Origin of the sequence: Actinokineospora sp. PR83 (genome assembly GCF_021056305.1) — a bacterium.
In the GTDB taxonomy this organism is placed as follows: domain Bacteria; phylum Actinomycetota; class Actinomycetes; order Mycobacteriales; family Pseudonocardiaceae; genus Actinokineospora; species Actinokineospora spheciospongiae.
In genome coordinates, this window is record NZ_JAJCXD010000026.1 from 111,860 (window position 1) to 127,451 (window position 15,592).

Here is a 15,592-nt window from a genome sequence, read left to right on the forward strand (position 1 = left end):
GTTGGTCAGCCGCCCAGCGCCCAGCGGATGGTCCGGACCATGCCGTGGCCCGCGAACCGGACGGCAGCGCTGTCCAGGCCGGGCAGGCGCGGCACGGCGAGCTGGTCGCGGGCCCAGCGGGGCAGCAGCGCCACCGCGTTGGCGCCCAGCACGCCGTAGGGCAGCCGCACCGGCCACGGGATCGGCGGCGTCAGCAGCAGGAAGCGCGCCGCGTCCCGCGCCTCCGGGGTCGGGCGCAGCTCGGGGCGGTAGGACTCCAGGTGCTCGGCCAGCTCGGCCTCGGTGCGCGGCGGGTCGCCCACCCCGAGGGCGGTGGCCACCCGGGCGGCATCGGCCACGTAGCCGTCGCGGCCCGCCTGGTCCAGCGGGTGCGCGCCGTGGCGCTGGTGGGCGCGCAGGAAGCTGTCGACCTCGGCGACGTGCACCCAGGCCAGCAGGTGCGGGTCGGCCGCGTGGTAGGCCGCCCCCTCGGCGGTGGTGCCGCGGACCCGCTGGTGGATGCCGCGCACCTTGTCCACCGCCCGCTGCGCGTCCTCGGCCGTGGCGAACGTCGTGGTGGCGAGGAAGGTGCTGGTGCGGGCCAACCGCCCCCACGGGTCGCCGCGGTAGCCGGAGTGCGCCGCGACCGCCGCCATGGCCAGCGGGTGCAGCGATTGCAGCAGCAGCGCCCGCAGCCCGCCGACGAACATCGACGCGTCGCCGTGCACCACGCGGATCGGGCGGTCCTCGCCGAACCACCGGGGGCCGGGGGTGTCGTGGATGCGCGAGCGCGCCGCCGGGCCGTCCGGCCCGGCCACCCGCTCGAACAGGGCCGCCCCGGCCAGCTCCCGGATCCCGCCGGGCCGCACCACGTCCTTGATCCGCACCGGACCTCCCACCGCTCGCCACGAGCCTAGGCGCCCGGGCGCAACCCGGCCGCACGTGCGAACGCCCTGCGGCATCCGAGCGGACCGCAGTGCGAACGTCACCGCCGCGACCCGCGCCCGCACACCGGCCGCGCGAACCCGTTGACCTGGAGGGCAAGCGCGTCGGCGCCGTCGGCACCGGGTCCTCCGGCATCCAGGTGATCCCGGAGACCGTCCTGCCGGGGGTGCTGCTCCGGTCCGAATTGTCCGCTGTGCAGGCATGGCTGATCGACAGCGGCGTGTCGGTAAGCCGATCGGGCGATCCCGGCTGCCAGACTTCCGGCGGTGTACACCCCGTCCGACCTCGCCGACCTGCTCGACTGCGAACACCGCAGCGTGCTGCGGCAGGCGCACGCGGCGGGGCTGCCCGGCGCTCCCCGCCCGGTGCGCGGCGGCGACCAGCTCGCCGCCAAGCACGGCCGGGCGCACGAGCAGGCCACGCTGACCCGCCTCCGCGACCAGGTCACCGCCCTGGTCGAGATCGACGAGCGCGACCCGGAGACCGCGGCCGCCGAGACCGCCGCCGCGCTCGCGGCGGGCACCGACGTCGTCTACCAGGCCGTCTTCCTCGACGACACCTTCTCCGGCCGCGCCGACTTCCTCCAGCGCGACGCCCAGGGCCGCTACGAGGTCTACGACACCAAACTCGCCCGCCGGGCCCGACCGGGCGCGGTCATCCAGCTCGCCGCCTACGCCGACGCCCTGCGCCGCGCGGGCTGGCCCAGCGGCCCGAACATGCACCTGCTCCTCGGCGACGGCAGCACCGAGACGCTGCGGGTGGACGACTTCCTGCCGCTGCTGCGCCGCCTGCGCGACCGCCTGACCAGTCGCGAACCCGGTCTGCCCGAACAACTGTGGGCCGACGAGCGCGCCGCCTGCGGCACCTGCGCCTTCGCCCAGCACTGCGCCGACGGCCGCGAGGCCGACCGTGACCTGTCCCTGGTCGCCGGGATGCGCACCGACCAGCGGCGCAAGCTCGCCGCCGCGGGCCTGGGCACGATCGACGCCCTGGCCCAAGCCGGGCCCGAGGCCCGCCCCAAGAGCATCTCGCCCGCCTCGTTCACCGCCCTGCGCGCCCAGGCGGCGATCCAGGTCCGCCAGGACGCCACCGGCGAGATCAGCTACGAGGTCGTCGACCCGGACGCCCTGGCCTCCCTGCCCGCCCCCAGCCCCGGCGACGTGTTCTTCGACATGGAGGGCGACCCGTACGCCCTCGACGGCGACGGCCTGGAGTACCTGTTCGGCGCGGTGACCGCCGACGGCGTCCGCGAGTTCACCCCGTTCTGGGCCCACTCCCGCAGGCAGGAGAAGAAGGCGTTCGAGGACTTCGTCGACTTCGCCACCGCCCGCCTCGCCGAACACCCCGGCGCCCACGTCTACCACTACGCGCCGTACGAGGCCACGGCGGTCAAGCGCCTCGCGGCCCTGCACGGCACCCGCGAGCAGGCCGTCGACGACCTGCTGCGCCGCGGTGCGCTGGTCGACCTGTACGCGGTGGTGCGCAAGGCGTTGCGCGTGTCGCAGCGCTCGTACTCCATCAAGTACCTCGAACCCCTCTACATGCCCACCGCGCGCGAGGGCGAGGTGAAGAACGCGGTCTCCAGCATCGAGGCGTACGAGGAATACCTGACCCTGACCCAACTCGGCCAACCGGAACGCGCCGACGAGGTCCTGCGCGGCATCGCCGACTACAACGAGTACGACTGCGTCTCCACGCTCGAACTGTTCGGCTTCCTGCACCGTGTCCGGGCGGAACGGGGCGTCGACACCCGAGACCCGGAAGAACTCACCCTCCCCGACGACGGCAAGGCCGAGGAGCGAGCCGAACGCGAAGCCCGCATCGCCGCCCTGGTCGCCCCCCTGCTCGACGGCCTCCCCGAGGACGTCACCGACTTCACCGACGACCACCGGGCCCGCGCGCTGCTGGCCGCCGCGGTCGGCTACTACCGCCGCGAGTCGAACCCGGCGTGGTGGGAGTTCTTCCACCGCCTCCAGACCCCGCTGTCGGACCTGGAGGTCGACACCAACTGCGCGGTCCCGGTCGCGATCGAGGTGGGGGAGTGGGTCAAGCCCAGTGGCCGCCAACGCAAGTCCCGCCGCGAACTCCACCTGACCTGCGACCCCGACCGCCCCCACCCGTTCACCGCGGGCGACCAGGTCCGCCTCCGCTACGGCACCGAGGGAACGGAAGCGAAGGTCACCCACGCCACCGCCGACCGCCTCACGGTGGAGGAGACAGCGGTCGTGGGCGAAGAGTCGCACGCCACCCCCGCCGCGGTCCTCCCCGGTCGCCCCATCTCCGCCACCCCCAAGGACAAGGCGATCGAGGAACTGGCCGAGACGGTCATCGCCCACCTCCCCACCCTCCCACCCCACCCCGGCATCGACCTCCTCCGCAGGCTCTCCCCCCGGATGCGCCGGGGTGGCCGCCTCCCCGACCCCGGCTTCGACCTGGTCACCACGGTCATCGAGGCCGTCGACAACCTCGACAGGTCCGTCCTGGCCGTCCAAGGCCCACCCGGCGCGGGCAAGACCTACCTGGCGGGCCAACTCATCACCCACCTGATCCGCGCGGGCAAGACCGTCGCCGTCACCTCCACCAGCCACAAAGCGGTGGAGAACGTCCTCACCGCGGCCCTGACCACGGACCCCGACATCCCCGCCGCCAAGATCTCCAAGTCCAAGACCCCCGCGGAAGAACTCTGGGAAACCCCCAAGGACAACAAAGCCCTGGCAGCCTGGCGCACCGACCACCCCGAAGGCCACCTCGTCGGCGGCACCGCCTGGACCTTCGCCAACCCCGCGCTGAAAGCCGACCCCTTCGACGTCCTCCTCATCGACGAGGCAGGCCAGTTCGCCCTGGCAGACGCCCTGGCGGTGTCCACGGCCACCCGAACGATGGTCCTCCTCGGCGACCCCCAACAGCTCCCCCAGGTAGTCCAGGGCACCCACCCAGCGGGCGCCGACGCCTCGGCCCTGGGCCACCTCATCGGCGAAGCCGACGTCATCCCCCCGGACCTGGGCTACTTCCTCGACGAAACCCGCCGAATGCACCCGGCGGTCTGCAAACCGGTCTCCGACCTGTCCTACGCGGGCCTCCTCCACGCCCACCCCACCGCCGCCGACCGCTCCGTCGACGGTGTCGCTGCGGGGTTGTACGTCTGCTCGGTCGACCACGAGGGCAACACGACGCGGTCGCCGGAGGAGGCCGCGGCTGTGGTTTCCGCCGTGGCCGCCTTGATCGGTCGTTCGTGGAACGACCGGGGGGAGGTGCGGCCGTTGGGGGAGAAGGACTTCCTCGTCGTGGCGCCCTACAACCTGCAATCCCGGGTGGTTTCGCGTGCGTTGGACCAGGCGGGGTTCGACGGGGTGCGGGTCGGCACGGTGGACCGCTTCCAGGGGCAGGAAGCCCCGGTCGTCATCGCCACCATGACCTCGTCTTCGGCGGTCGACCTGCCCCGGGGTCTGGACTTCCTGCTGTCGCGGAACCGCCTCAACGTGGCCCTGTCCCGAGCCCAGGCGGTGGCGGTCCTGGTCTGCTCTCCGCACCTGGTGGAAGCCGACATCCGCACCATTCCGCAGATGCGCCTGGTCTCCGGCATGATCGGCCTCCTGGACGTCGCCACCCCTTGGCCCGGCTGACCCGGCGACCGGTGCGCGCGTGGCGCTCACCCCACAGGGTTGTCCACCTCCTTGTCGACCACCAAGCCGCCGCCTACCACGTCCACCGCGTACGAGCGGCCGTCCGCGTGGAAGACGGCGTCCCCGATCGGAAGCTGTCCCGGCCCCCACAGGGTCACGATGTCGTTATCCCGTTGTCGAGGACGGGTTCCCCGACGCGGCGGAACGGGTGTGGCGATCCGCGTGCGCGGCGAAGAACGGCGCCGCGGCACTGTCGTAGTTCAGCACCTTCTTCCCGTCGAGCCCGGACAACGCCCCATCGAGGTCCACGGTCACGACGGGTGCCGCGGTGTTGCGGTGGATGAGGCCTTGGACGTCGACCACCAGGTACCCGCGCTCGAACAACTCGTCACACCCCAGGGTGCACGCCGCCATCGTGTTCGCGGCGTTCAGCCGCTCCTCGGTGGTGGCTTCCGTCCGCCGCTTGATATGGGCGAGCCGCAACAGCGACACCGGTAGTTCGCGGTGGCAGAGGCTGCAGGTGTAGGACTTCGCCTGCCCGAACATCTCCCTCCGCAGCCGCTTCTGCTCGCGGCGGACGAGGACCAGGGCGATGCCGTCGAGGCTGTCCAACCCGGTCAGCAGCCGGTCGGGGACCACCACGTCGTCCTCAGGGGTGTCTTCGTCGGGGATGTCGGACTCGTCAATGGGGGGTGCTCCCAGAACGGGCAACCCACGCAGAAGCAGCGCGCGGCGGATGGTGAGGACCACCTCGTCGCTCAACCCGCCTGCTGGCAGCGCGGGCAACTCGACCGGCGAACCGAGGGGAACCCGGAAGGGGTACAGGTCATCCGGCCAGAGCTGTTCGGTGTCCTCCCGCAGCGGACCGGTGATCTGGGCCAAAGTGATCGACTCGAGCGACGTCGCGGCCCACGCCGGGTCATTCGCGGGCGTGCGCGGCCAACCTTCCGGGGGGTTCGGCGTCCGCAACCCCCGGGCGAAGACGAGGTAGTTCATGCCTCGGGGCTTGCGTAGCTCGGCCATGGCTTCCTTGACGTCGTCACCGTGCGAGTTCGACTTCCATCCCCACGTCAGGGCACGCATCCCGATGCCGAAGTTGGTGCTCGCCTTCTTGCCGACGTACACGTAGATGTATCGGGGCACAGTCACTCCTCGTCAGGTGTGCAGCGGATCGTCTCCGGTTGTCGGGGTCGAGAGCGAACGCCGGTCCATCTTCGGCGTCGTCGCGGTCCGCCGGGGTCACAACGATGAAACACAGCGAGCAGATCGTGAAATCAGCAACCTGGGGCAACAGCGTTGCCCTTCACCTACAAGAGTGAAGCATCAAGTTCGCTCGCTGTAACGACTTCCCCAGCAGATTGCCACGCGCAGAGAAGGCGCAGCAATCTGATTTGAACTCAACGTTGTCCAACCTCTTCACGATCGGGTGAAAGGTACACGATAGGGTGATCCCCTCGATTGACTCGCACCTGCTGTCGGGGGGGCGGGTAGAGGACCGCACAGGGGGCTCGGTGGGGCAACAGGCACTGCTTCGGCGGACGGCCGCGCAGTTGGACGCGATGAACCGCAAGGGTGAGCTCAAGGAGCGGCTGGGCTTGGCGATGTGGGCGAAGTTCGGTCACGGGCCCCAGGACAGCGAGATCAGGTCCTGGGAGAACAGCATCCCGACCGTGGTCAGCGCGCTCTTGGAGGTCGGGCTCGAGCATGTCGAAGTGCTGCTGGAACTGCGCCACCCGCTGACCCAGGCCCGGATGGACATGGTCCTGGTCGGCTCGCGCCCGGGTGAGCCGAACGTGATGTCGGTGGTCGTGGTCGAGAACAAGCAGTGGTCCGAAGCCAGGGTCGTGCCCGAGTCACGACTGGTCGAGCTTCCCCGATACCTGCACTTCGGTCAGCAGACGCACCCCTCGGACCAGGTTTGGAACTACTGCCTGGCCTTGGGCAACTACCTGCCCGTCGCCGCCGCCGCCGACCTGCGCGGACTGGTGAACCTGCACGAGGCGACCAGCGGCGACGTCGAGTCCCTCCTGTTCCTGGCGGACGAACTGGATCCCGAGGTGACGAAGAACGTCCGGATCTTCACCGCCGATTCCCGTGACCAGTTGCTGGGTCACCTCAGCGGTGTCCTGTCGAGCGACAATGCGGCACTGCACGCCGACCACCTCCTCGGGTCCCCGCGCAGGCCGACGCCGAAGCTGCTCGCGTCGGTGACCGAGTGCGTGCGGGACCGCTCGGTCTTCCCCCTGCTCGAACCCCAGCAGCGGGCGGTGGAGAAGGTCCGGCAACTGGTCCGCACCAGCTCGACCGACAACCGCAAGCACCTCGTCATCGTGAAGGGCGGCCCGGGCACGGGAAAGAGCGTGGTGGCGCTGGAACTTCTCGGCCAGTTGAGCCGGGACGGGAAGATCATCTCGCACGCGGTCGGTGGCAAGTACCTCGCCCACGCGCTCCGCGACAACCTGGCGGGCACGCGGACGCGCGCCGCGCAGTCGTTCACCTACTTCTCCGACTACGCCCACAGCGAGCCGAACTCGTTGGACGTCCTGATCGCCGACGAGGCGCACCGGATCCGCAAAACCGGGTCGGTGCAGTACCGCAGCTCGACGACAGCCCAGGTCGAGGACCTGATCAACGCAGCTCGGGTGCCGGTCTTCCTCCTCGACGACCACCAGGTCACCCGGGCGGACAGCATCGGTTCGGTCGCGCTCATCGAGGAGGCGGCGGCCCGCCTGGACGTGGGGGTCCACACGATCACCCTGGACCACCAGTTCCGCTGCGGTGGCTCGGCCGAGTACACGAGGTGGATCGACCGCCTTTTCGGGATCGACAAGGGCGGCCCCCTGCCGTGGCGCCCCCTTGACGACTACGAGCTGTACGTCGCTCCCACCCCCGAGGCCATGGAAGCGCACCTGAGCGCACTGCGCCGCGAGGGCCCGGAAGACGAACCGAAGGTGGTCGCCCGGATCGCGGCGGGCTTCTGCTGGCCGTGGAGCCGCAAGTACGAAGCCCCCAAGGTCCTTCCCCGCGAGGTCGTGATCGGCGACTGGGCGCGCCCGTGGAACGCCGCGGACCCGGCAGGCCGCCGAACCGCTCCCGACTACGTCCCCGCCACCTCGATGTGGACCACCCACCCCAACGCCTTCGAGCAGGTCGGCTGCGTCTATACCGCCCAGGGCTTCGAGTACGAGCACGCGGGCGTCATCATCGGCCCGGACCTCACGTGGTCCCCGGACGGCACCTGGCACACGGACCGCACCCGCAACGAAGACCCCGCCGTCAAACGAGCCCGCCTGGCCGACCTCTTCATCCGAACCGTGTACCGCGTCCTGGCCACTCGCGGCACCTGCTCCACTGTCCTCTACGCCACGGACCCCGCCACCACCAAGATGCTCCTTGCCTTGGGCGTCCCCCCTCTGCCTGAACGCCCCACACAACTCTGAATTTCTTCACGGCCGTCGGGTGGGCAGTGGTTCGAGTGTGGGCCAGTGTGCGAGTGCGCTGGCGTGCATTGTCGAAGTCAGCAGGCTGACGCCCACCAGGGCATCGTCGTCGGCCGTGAGTTTGCTGACGACGGCGAGGCGGTGGGTGAGGCGTTGGCGGGCGGTGGCGGTGCCCCAGAGCCAGTCCCGGGTGGTGGCTTCGGCCAGGTGGTCGGTGGTGCCGCGTTGGGCCCGGGGGACCAGGGCATCGCCTCGGAGGAGCCAGCCCGCGCAGGCGTCGGTGGTGGTTGCGGTGAGGGGGGTGCCGGTGGTGGATTGCCAGGTTGTCCGGTAGGCGGTTTCGGCGGCTTGCCGGAGGGGTTCGGGTGGGGCGGTGGCGCACCAGCAGGTGGGGAAGCCGATGCGGAGGTAGGCGAGTTCGACCAGGCCGTTGCCCAGGGAAGCCTGTTCGAAGTCGATGAACCTGATGCCCTGGGGGGTGTGGATGTCGTTGCCGGGGCACGGGTCGCCGTGGAGGAGGGCGGTGACGGGCAGAGTGCGTAGGCGTTCCAGTAGGGCGGTCAGTTCGGTTTGGGCTTGGGGGGTGACGGTGACTTCGAGGTGGTGGGCCAGGCGGAGGAAGGCTTCGGCGTCGGCGGGGGTTGGGGCGGGCCAGGTGGAGAGGTTTGCCTCAGGGGCGACGGTGGCGTGGAGGCGGGCCAGGGTTGTGGCGTAGTCGATCAGCCAGTCCTCGGCGGGGTGGTGGTGTTCCAGGTGTTCCAGGACCAGGATGTGTTGCTGCGGGTCGGTTCCGAGTAGCGCGGGGGCGACGGGGGGTGTTGCTCGGGAGGCCAGTTGCAGGGCGGTGACCTCGCGGGTGTAGCGGTCGGCGGCTTCCGGGTCTGGGACCAGTTGTTTGACCACGGCGGGGGTTCCGGCCAGCTCCACTCGCCACACCCGGGATCGGGGGCTGCTGTCCAGGCGGACCGCTGCGGTCGGTGAACCCAGCTCGGCTCGCAGGTGCTCGCTGAAGGGGAGGTCATCCATCTCTGCCACCCACGCGAACCCGCGCCACCGCTGCCACGCTCCTGAGCATATCCGTGGTGGTGCCCGGTCGGGCCGTTCGACGATCGTGGCAAGGGTTCGCGGTGCGATGAGCGGTGAGGGGCGCCAGCCATCCGTACCGGCGCACCGGTCACTGGGGTCTTGTGCGGACGGCGCCGATGCTCGCGGCGACTACCAGGGCTGTGGCCGCTGCCTCCACCAGGCTCAGGGCTTGGTGCAGGACCACGAAGCCGACCACCGTGGCGATGGCGGGGGTCAGGCACATCAGCACGGCGAACGTGCCCGCCGGGAGGGTTCGCAGGGCGCGCAGTTCCAGCGAGTACGGCAGCGCAGAGGACAGCACCGCCACGACGAACCCCAGGCCCAGCACCACCGGGTCCGCCAGCGCCCGCCCCGCCGTGGACAGGCCCAGGGGCAGGGTGGCGACCGCTGCCACGACCAGGGCCAGTGCCAGGCCGTCGGTCTTCGGGAAGCGGCCCGCTGTGCGTTGGGACAGCACGATGTACGCCGCCCACATCGCGCCCGCTCCGAGGGCGCAGGCGACGCCGGGGAGGTCCAATCCTGCGGTGAAGCCCGCGCGGCCGAGGGTGGCCACGCCGACCAGGGCGAGGGTTGCCCACAGCCAGCGGCGGGTGGTGGCGACCGCCAGGACCAGGGGGCCGAGCACCTCGAAGGTGACCGCCGCGCCGAGGGGGATTCGGGCCACGGCGAGGTAGAACAGGGTGTTCATCGTGGCCAGGGCGAGGCCGAATCCGACGATCACCAGCCAGTCCGCTCGGGTGTGGCCGCGCAGGCGGGGGCGGCAGATGATCGCGAGCAGGATCGCGGAGAAGACCAGGCGGAGCATGACCATGCCGAGGGCGCCCGCCCGGGGGAAGAGCAGGCCCGCGACGGCCGCGCCGGAGGGTTGGCAGAAGGCTCCGGTCACGACCATGGCCACGGCGCCCGCTCGGGGGGTGGTTCGGGTTGCCAGGGTTGTCACGACGGTGACCGTATGCAGGGTGGAGCGCTCCACGGAAATGCTGTTTCACCAGTGGTTATGCTCTACAGGCATGACGGTTGAGCTGCGTCACCTGCGGGCGTTCCTGGCGATCGCCGAGGAGGGGACGATCAGTCGGGCCGCGGTGCGGTTGCACCTGAGCCAGCCCGCTGTGTCGCGGACCTTGCAGCAACTGGAGGCGCACCTGGGGGTTCGGTTGGTCGACCGGTCCACCCACCACGTGCGCTTGACGCCCGCCGGGATGGCCACCCGGGTTCGGGCCGAGGCCGCGGTGGCCGCTGTCGACGACGTGTTGGACGCCGGGAAGTTGGGGAGCTGGCCGTTGCGGGTGGGGCACGCCTGGTCGGCCTTCGGGGAGTACACCGTTCCCCTGCTGCGGGCTTGGCGGGCCGCTCACCCGGAGACCGCGTTGGAGTTGAACCGGGTGGACGACCGGACCGCCGGGCTGGTTCGGGGGCGGGTGGACGCCGCCCTGTTGCGGGGGCAGGTGCGGGTTGCCGGGCTGCACACCGAGGTGTTGCTCAGCGAACCCCGGTTGGCCGCCGTGCCCGCGAGTGGGCCGTTGGCCGGGCGGGCGTCGGTGGCGTTGGCGGACCTGGTGGGGGAGACGATCGCGGTCAACCCGGTGTCGGGGACCACCAGCCTGGACCTGTGGCCCGCCGACCGGCGTCCGGCCGAGGCCGTGGAGGTGGTGAGCACCGACGACTGGATCACCCTGATCGGTGCCGGGCACGCCGTGGGGATCACCACGACCGCCACCGTCAGCACCTACCCGCACGCGGAGGTGGCCTACGTGCCGTTGACGGACGTGCCCCCGGTGCCCCTGGTGCTGGCCTGGACCACGCCGCCCAGCCATCCGATGGTGTGGGCGCTGGCCGAGTTGGCCCGGGCCGTGGTGGGCGGGGGTGCCTGATCCTGCCGAGGGCTTGGAACAGGTTGCCGATGATCAAGTGGGCGATCGGGAAGCCGGGAAGTCCGGATCGGTGAGGCGCAGGTCGAGGTGGCGGTCGTGGAAGTGCAGGCCCGCCGCGTTCGGCGGTGGAGGGGCGGCGGTCGCCTTTTTTCGTGACCATTGTTCGCTTTTCGAGCGGTGTCCCCCGTGGATTAACCCGCCTGGGTGAGGGTGGGCGGGCACGGCTGTGTCGGGCCTCTAGAGTCTCGCGGATGCGTGTGGTGATCGCGGGCGGCCACAGCGGCGCGGGCCTGCGCCTGGCCTCCCTCCTGTCCGCCCGGGGCGACGCGGTGATCGCCCTCGTCCCCTCCGACCGGCACCGCGCCGACGTCCGCGCCCACGGCGCCCGACCCGTCGTCCTCGACTCGCGGGGGCTGGTGGAGACCCTGCCGGGGGCCGACGCCGTGGTGTTCACCGGCGGCACCACGCTCGGGCCGACCGAGCGGCCTGCCGCCCTGGCGTTCGCCGACGGGGTCGGGGCGCTGGGCATCCGCCGCTACGTGCTGCTGAGCACGATGGCGGGGGCGGCGCGGGCCGACGACAGCCCGGAGCGGGCCGAGTACCTGCGGACCAAGGCCGAGACCGAGGCCGAGATCGCCTGCCGCGACCTGGACTGGACCATCGTGCGGGCCGGGCGGATGACCGACGACCCCGGGTCCGGGCTGGTCAGCCTCGGGGGAGGGGTGTCCGAGGGGGAGGTGCCCCGGGCGGACGTGGCCGCCGTGCTGGCCGCGCTGGTGACCGGGCCGTGGTGTGTGCGGCGGACCGTGGGGCTGGTCGGTGGGAGCACCCCGGTGGACGACGCGGTGCGGGCGCCCGTGGATTGACGGTGCGGCCTCGGCAGGGGCACGACCCGCCGGGAACCCCGGCGGCGGGCAACCGCGGTTTTACCCCCGCGCACCCCGTGTGGGCGGGAAACGTGGCAGCGTGGCGGTATGGACCTGAACACGGTGGTCGAGGTGCGCGACCCGCGCGTGCCCGGCCCCTGGCTGCCCGGTGACGCCTGGCTGGCCGGGGGCACGCAGCTTTTCTCCGAGCCGCAGCCCCTGGTGCGCAGGCTGGTGGACCTGACGATGTTCGGGTGGCCGCCCGTGACCATGCGCGGCGACCTGGAACTGGCCGCGACCTGCACGATCGCGGAGTTGTCCCGGTTCGCGCAGGGCAGTGGGCTGCCGGTGGCGGAGTTGGTGGAGCAGTGCTGCCGGGCGTTCCTGGCCTCCTTCAAGGTCTGGAACACCGCCACCGTCGGCGGGAACCTGTGCAACGCGCTGCCCGCCGGGCCGATGATCTCGCTGACCGCCGCCCTGGACGGGGTCTGCCTGCTGCGGGCGGGCGACGGGGAGCGGCGCGTGCCGGTGGTCGACTTCGTGCGCGGGGCGGGGGAGTCCGTGCTGACCGACGGTGAGCTGCTGCGTTCGATCACCGTCCCCGAGGCCGCGTTGCACCGCAGGTCCGCCTTCCGGCAGGTGTCCCTGCACGCCCACGGCCGCTCCGGCGCCCTGCTGATCGGCACCGCCGACGCCGGGTTCGCGCTCACCATCACCGCCGCCACCCCGCGCCCGGTGCGCCTCGACTTCCCCACCGCGCCCACCGCGGCCGAGCTGCGTTCCGCCATCCTGGACACCGTGACCGACTGGTACGACGACATCCACGGCCTGCCCGCGTGGCGGCGGCACATGGTGTTGCGGCTGGCCGAGGAGATCCGGGAGGAGTTGGCATGACCGGCTTCGAGGTCCGGGTGAACGGCCGCACCCACGACGACGCCCCGCGGCCCGGGCAGTGCCTGCGCACCTACCTGCGCGGGCACGGGTGGTTCGGCGTCAAGAAGGGGTGCGACGCCGGGGATTGCGGCGCCTGCACCGTCCACGTCGACGGCACGCCCGTGCACAGTTGCCTCTACCCGGCCCTGCGCGCCGACGGCAAGCAGGTCACCACTGTGGAGGGTCTGGCCACCGATGGCGAACTGCACCCCGTGCAGGAGCAATTCCTCGCTGCACAAGGGTTCCAGTGCGGTTTCTGCACCGCCGGGTTCCTCATGACCGCCGCCGCCCTCGACGACGAGGGGCGGGCCGACCTGCCGCGGGCGCTCAAGGGGAACCTCTGCCGCTGCACCGGGTACCGGGCCATCGAGGACGCGATCACCGGGGTCAAGCACGTGGAGGAGCCCGCCGACGGGGAAGCGGTCGGTCGCAACCTGGGGGCGCCCGCCGGGCCGCAGGTGGTCACCGGGACGGCCCGCTACACCTTCGACGTGGACGTGCCGGGGTTGTTGCACATCAAGCTGGTGCGCTCCCCGCACGCGCACGCGCGGATCACCGGTTTCGACACCGCCGCCGCGCTCGCCGTGCCCGGGGTGCGGCTCGTGCTGACCCACGAGGACGCCCCGGAGCGGCTGTACTCCAGCGCCCAGCACGAGATCGTCGAGGACGACCCGTGCGACACCCGGGTCTTCGACGACGTGGTGCGCCACGTCGGGCAGCGGGTGGCGGCCGTGGTCGGGGAGACCGAGGCCGCCGCCGAGGCGGGGGCGCGGCTGGTGCGGGTGGACTACGAGGTGCTGCCCGCGGTGACCGACGCGCACGCCGCGATGCGCCCCGGAGCGCCGGTGGTGCACGACAAGAACGCTGTCGCCGCGCGAATCTCCCGGCCCGCCGACAACGTGCTCGCCGAGCTGCACGACGAGTTCGGCGACTTCGCCGCCGGGCTGGCCGAGGCGGACGCGGTGTACCGGGGCACCTTCCGCACCCCCCGCGCGCAGCACGCCGCCCTGGAGACGCACGGCGCGCTGGCCTGGTTCGACGCGGAGACCGGCAGGCTCACCGTGCGGACGAGCACGCAGACGCCGTTCCTGACCAAGCGCTCCCTGTGCGCGCTGTTCGACCTGCCCGAGTCCGACCTGCGGGTGGTTGCCGGGCGGGTCGGCGGCGGGTTCGGCGGCAAGCAGGAGATGCTGGTCGAGGACGTGGTGGTGCTGGCCGCGCTGCGGTTGCGGGAGCCGGTGAAGCTGGAGCTGACCCGGTCCGAGCAGTTCTTCGGCTCCACCACCCGGCACCCGTTCGCCGTGGAGGTGGAGGTCGGCGCCAAGGCGGACGGCACGCTGACCGCGTTGCGCGTGCACGTCGTCAGCGACACCGGGGCGTACGGCAACCACGGCCCCGGTGTGCTGTTCCACTCCTGCGGGGAGTCGCTCGCCGCGTACCGCTGCCCGAACAAGCGCGCCGACGGGTACGCCGTCTACACCCACAACGTGCCCTCCGGTGCCTACCGCGGCTACGGCCTGGGGCAGGTCATCTTCGCCGTGGAGTCCGCCCTGGACGAACTGGCCCACCGGCTCGGCATCGACCCGCTGGTGCTGCGCGAACGCAGCGCCATCCGCGACGGCGACACCCTGACCACGGCGGCGGGCGCGGAGGAGGACCTGCTGCTCGCCAGCTACGGGCTCGACCAGTGCCTGGACGTGGTGCGCGCGGCCAAGGCCGAACCGGTCGGGCCGGTGCCCGCGGGCTGGCTGGTGGGCGACGGCGCGGCGCTGTCGATGATCGCCACCGCCCCGCCGCGCGGGCACTTCGGGGAGGCGCGGCTGCGGCTGCTCGCCGACGGGACCTTCGAGCTGTCGGTGGGAACGGCGGAGTTCGGCAACGGCTCCACCACCGTGCACCGGCAGCTCGTGGCGAGCGCGCTGGGGGTGGCGACCTCGCGGGTGTCGATCCGCCAGTCCGACACCGACCTGGTCCGGCACGACACCGGGGCGTTCGGGTCGACCGGGGTGGTGATCGCCGGGACGGCGGTGCTGCGAGCGGCCGAGGCGATGGTCGCCGCACTGCTGGGCGCCGCCGCCGAGCAGTCCGGTGTGGACATTTCGCGGTGTGCGCTGGTGGATCGCGGGGTCGACTGCGGTGGGCGGGTGGTGCCGTTCTCGGCGCTGGCCACCGGGGAACCGCTGACGACGACCGGCCACTTCGACGGGACGCCGCGGTCGGTCGCGTTCAACGTGCACTGGTTCCGGCTGGCCGTCGACCCGGGCACCGGGGAGGTCCGCGTGCTGCGCAGCGTGCACGCCGCCGACGCCGGGCAGGTGCTCAACCCGATGCAGTGCCGGGGGCAGGTGGAGGGCGGTGTCGCGCAGGGGTTCGGCGCCACCGTGGCCGAGCACGTCGACATCGGGGCGGACGGCGAGGTCACCACGGCGGCGTTCCGGCAGTACCACGTGCCGACCTTCGCCGACGTGCCGCGCACGGAGGTCCACTTCGCCGACGTGACCGACCCGCTGGGACCGCTGGGCGCCAAGTCGATGAGCGAGAGCCCGTTCAACCCGGTCGCCCCCGCCTACGCCAACGCGCTGCGCGCCGCCACCGGCGTGCGCTTCACCGACCTGCCGCTGACCCGGGACCGGATTTGGCTGGGCCTGTCGCGGGACTGACCGCCAGTCGCCGGGAGACGGCGCCGAGGAAGTCGGCGTCGTCGAGCAGGTCGGTCCCACCGGGGTCGGCGGCGGCGCGCGCGGTCGGGGGCGTGCCGTCGGCGCGTGAGCGCAGGGCGGCGGCCACCGCGGCGGCCTCCACGGCGGCGGCCAGCTCCCGACCGGTCAGGCCCGCGGCGGTGGCCGCGG

11 protein-coding genes are annotated in these 15,592 nt (G+C 72.1%); 6 read left to right on the top strand and 5 right to left on the bottom strand.

Translation table 11 applies throughout. From position 1 onward, the window contains the following. Positions 1-5: 5 nt before the first annotated feature. Positions 6-866 (bottom strand): oxygenase MpaB family protein, encoded by an 861-nt coding sequence (locus tag L6E12_RS09700; RefSeq protein ID WP_236227569.1) that lies wholly within the window; start codon positions 864-866, stop codon positions 6-8. A gap of 324 nt (positions 867-1,190) precedes the next feature. Here L6E12_RS09700 and L6E12_RS09705 point away from each other — a divergent pair, with 324 nt between their 5' ends. Then, complete coding sequence (locus L6E12_RS09705) at positions 1,191-4,547, top strand: bifunctional RecB family nuclease/DEAD/DEAH box helicase (protein ID WP_236227570.1); 3,357 nt, start codon at positions 1,191-1,193, stop codon at positions 4,545-4,547. Positions 4,548-4,712: 165 nt separating this feature from the next. Here the strand turns inward: L6E12_RS09705 and L6E12_RS09710 are convergent, their stop codons facing one another. After that, entirely contained in the window at positions 4,713-5,672 is a 960-nt protein-coding gene (locus L6E12_RS09710) for a hypothetical protein (RefSeq protein ID WP_236227571.1), read from the bottom strand. 434 nt (positions 5,673-6,106) lie between these two features. Here L6E12_RS09710 and L6E12_RS09715 point away from each other — a divergent pair, with 434 nt between their 5' ends. Continuing rightward, positions 6,107-7,987 (top strand): DUF2075 domain-containing protein, encoded by a 1,881-nt coding sequence (locus L6E12_RS09715; RefSeq protein WP_236227572.1) that lies wholly within the window; start codon positions 6,107-6,109, stop codon positions 7,985-7,987. A gap of 6 nt (positions 7,988-7,993) precedes the next feature. Here L6E12_RS09715 and L6E12_RS35055 read toward each other — a convergent pair whose 3' ends face one another. Both L6E12_RS35055 and L6E12_RS09725 read right to left on the bottom strand, forming a co-directional pair. Further along, entirely contained in the window at positions 7,994-9,013 is a 1,020-nt protein-coding gene (locus L6E12_RS35055; protein WP_304523866.1) for an aminoglycoside phosphotransferase family protein, read from the bottom strand. 148 nt (positions 9,014-9,161) lie between these two features. After that, entirely contained in the window at positions 9,162-10,013 is an 852-nt protein-coding gene (locus L6E12_RS09725) for a DMT family transporter (protein ID WP_236227573.1), read from the bottom strand. Positions 10,014-10,083: 70 nt separating this feature from the next. Here L6E12_RS09725 and L6E12_RS09730 point away from each other — a divergent pair, with 70 nt between their 5' ends. The 4 genes from L6E12_RS09730 (at position 10,084) to L6E12_RS09745 (ending at position 15,403) form a co-directional block, all read left to right on the top strand. Further along, entirely contained in the window at positions 10,084-10,944 is an 861-nt protein-coding gene (locus tag L6E12_RS09730; protein WP_236227574.1) for a LysR family transcriptional regulator, read from the top strand. Between the two features lie 251 nt (positions 10,945-11,195). Continuing rightward, the gene (locus L6E12_RS09735) at positions 11,196-11,810 is read left to right on the top strand and encodes an NAD(P)H-binding protein (RefSeq protein ID WP_236227575.1); all 615 of its coding nucleotides are present in this window, start codon (positions 11,196-11,198) and stop codon (positions 11,808-11,810) included. A gap of 108 nt (positions 11,811-11,918) precedes the next feature. Beyond that, positions 11,919-12,704 carry a xanthine dehydrogenase family protein subunit M gene (locus L6E12_RS34725; RefSeq protein ID WP_255683115.1) on the top strand — a complete coding sequence of 262 codons (786 nt, stop codon included), beginning with the start codon at positions 11,919-11,921 and terminating at the stop codon, positions 12,702-12,704. Continuing rightward, positions 12,701-15,403 (top strand): molybdopterin-dependent oxidoreductase, encoded by a 2,703-nt coding sequence (locus tag L6E12_RS09745; protein WP_236227576.1) that lies wholly within the window; start codon positions 12,701-12,703, stop codon positions 15,401-15,403. Before L6E12_RS34725 ends, L6E12_RS09745 begins: the two co-directional genes overlap by 4 nt. Here the strand turns inward: L6E12_RS09745 and L6E12_RS09750 are convergent. Next, a partial coding sequence (locus tag L6E12_RS09750; protein ID WP_236227577.1) for a DUF6545 domain-containing protein occupies positions 15,348-15,592 on the bottom strand: 245 nt, incomplete at its 5' end. The two genes, L6E12_RS09745 and L6E12_RS09750, sit on opposite strands and share 56 nt — an antisense overlap.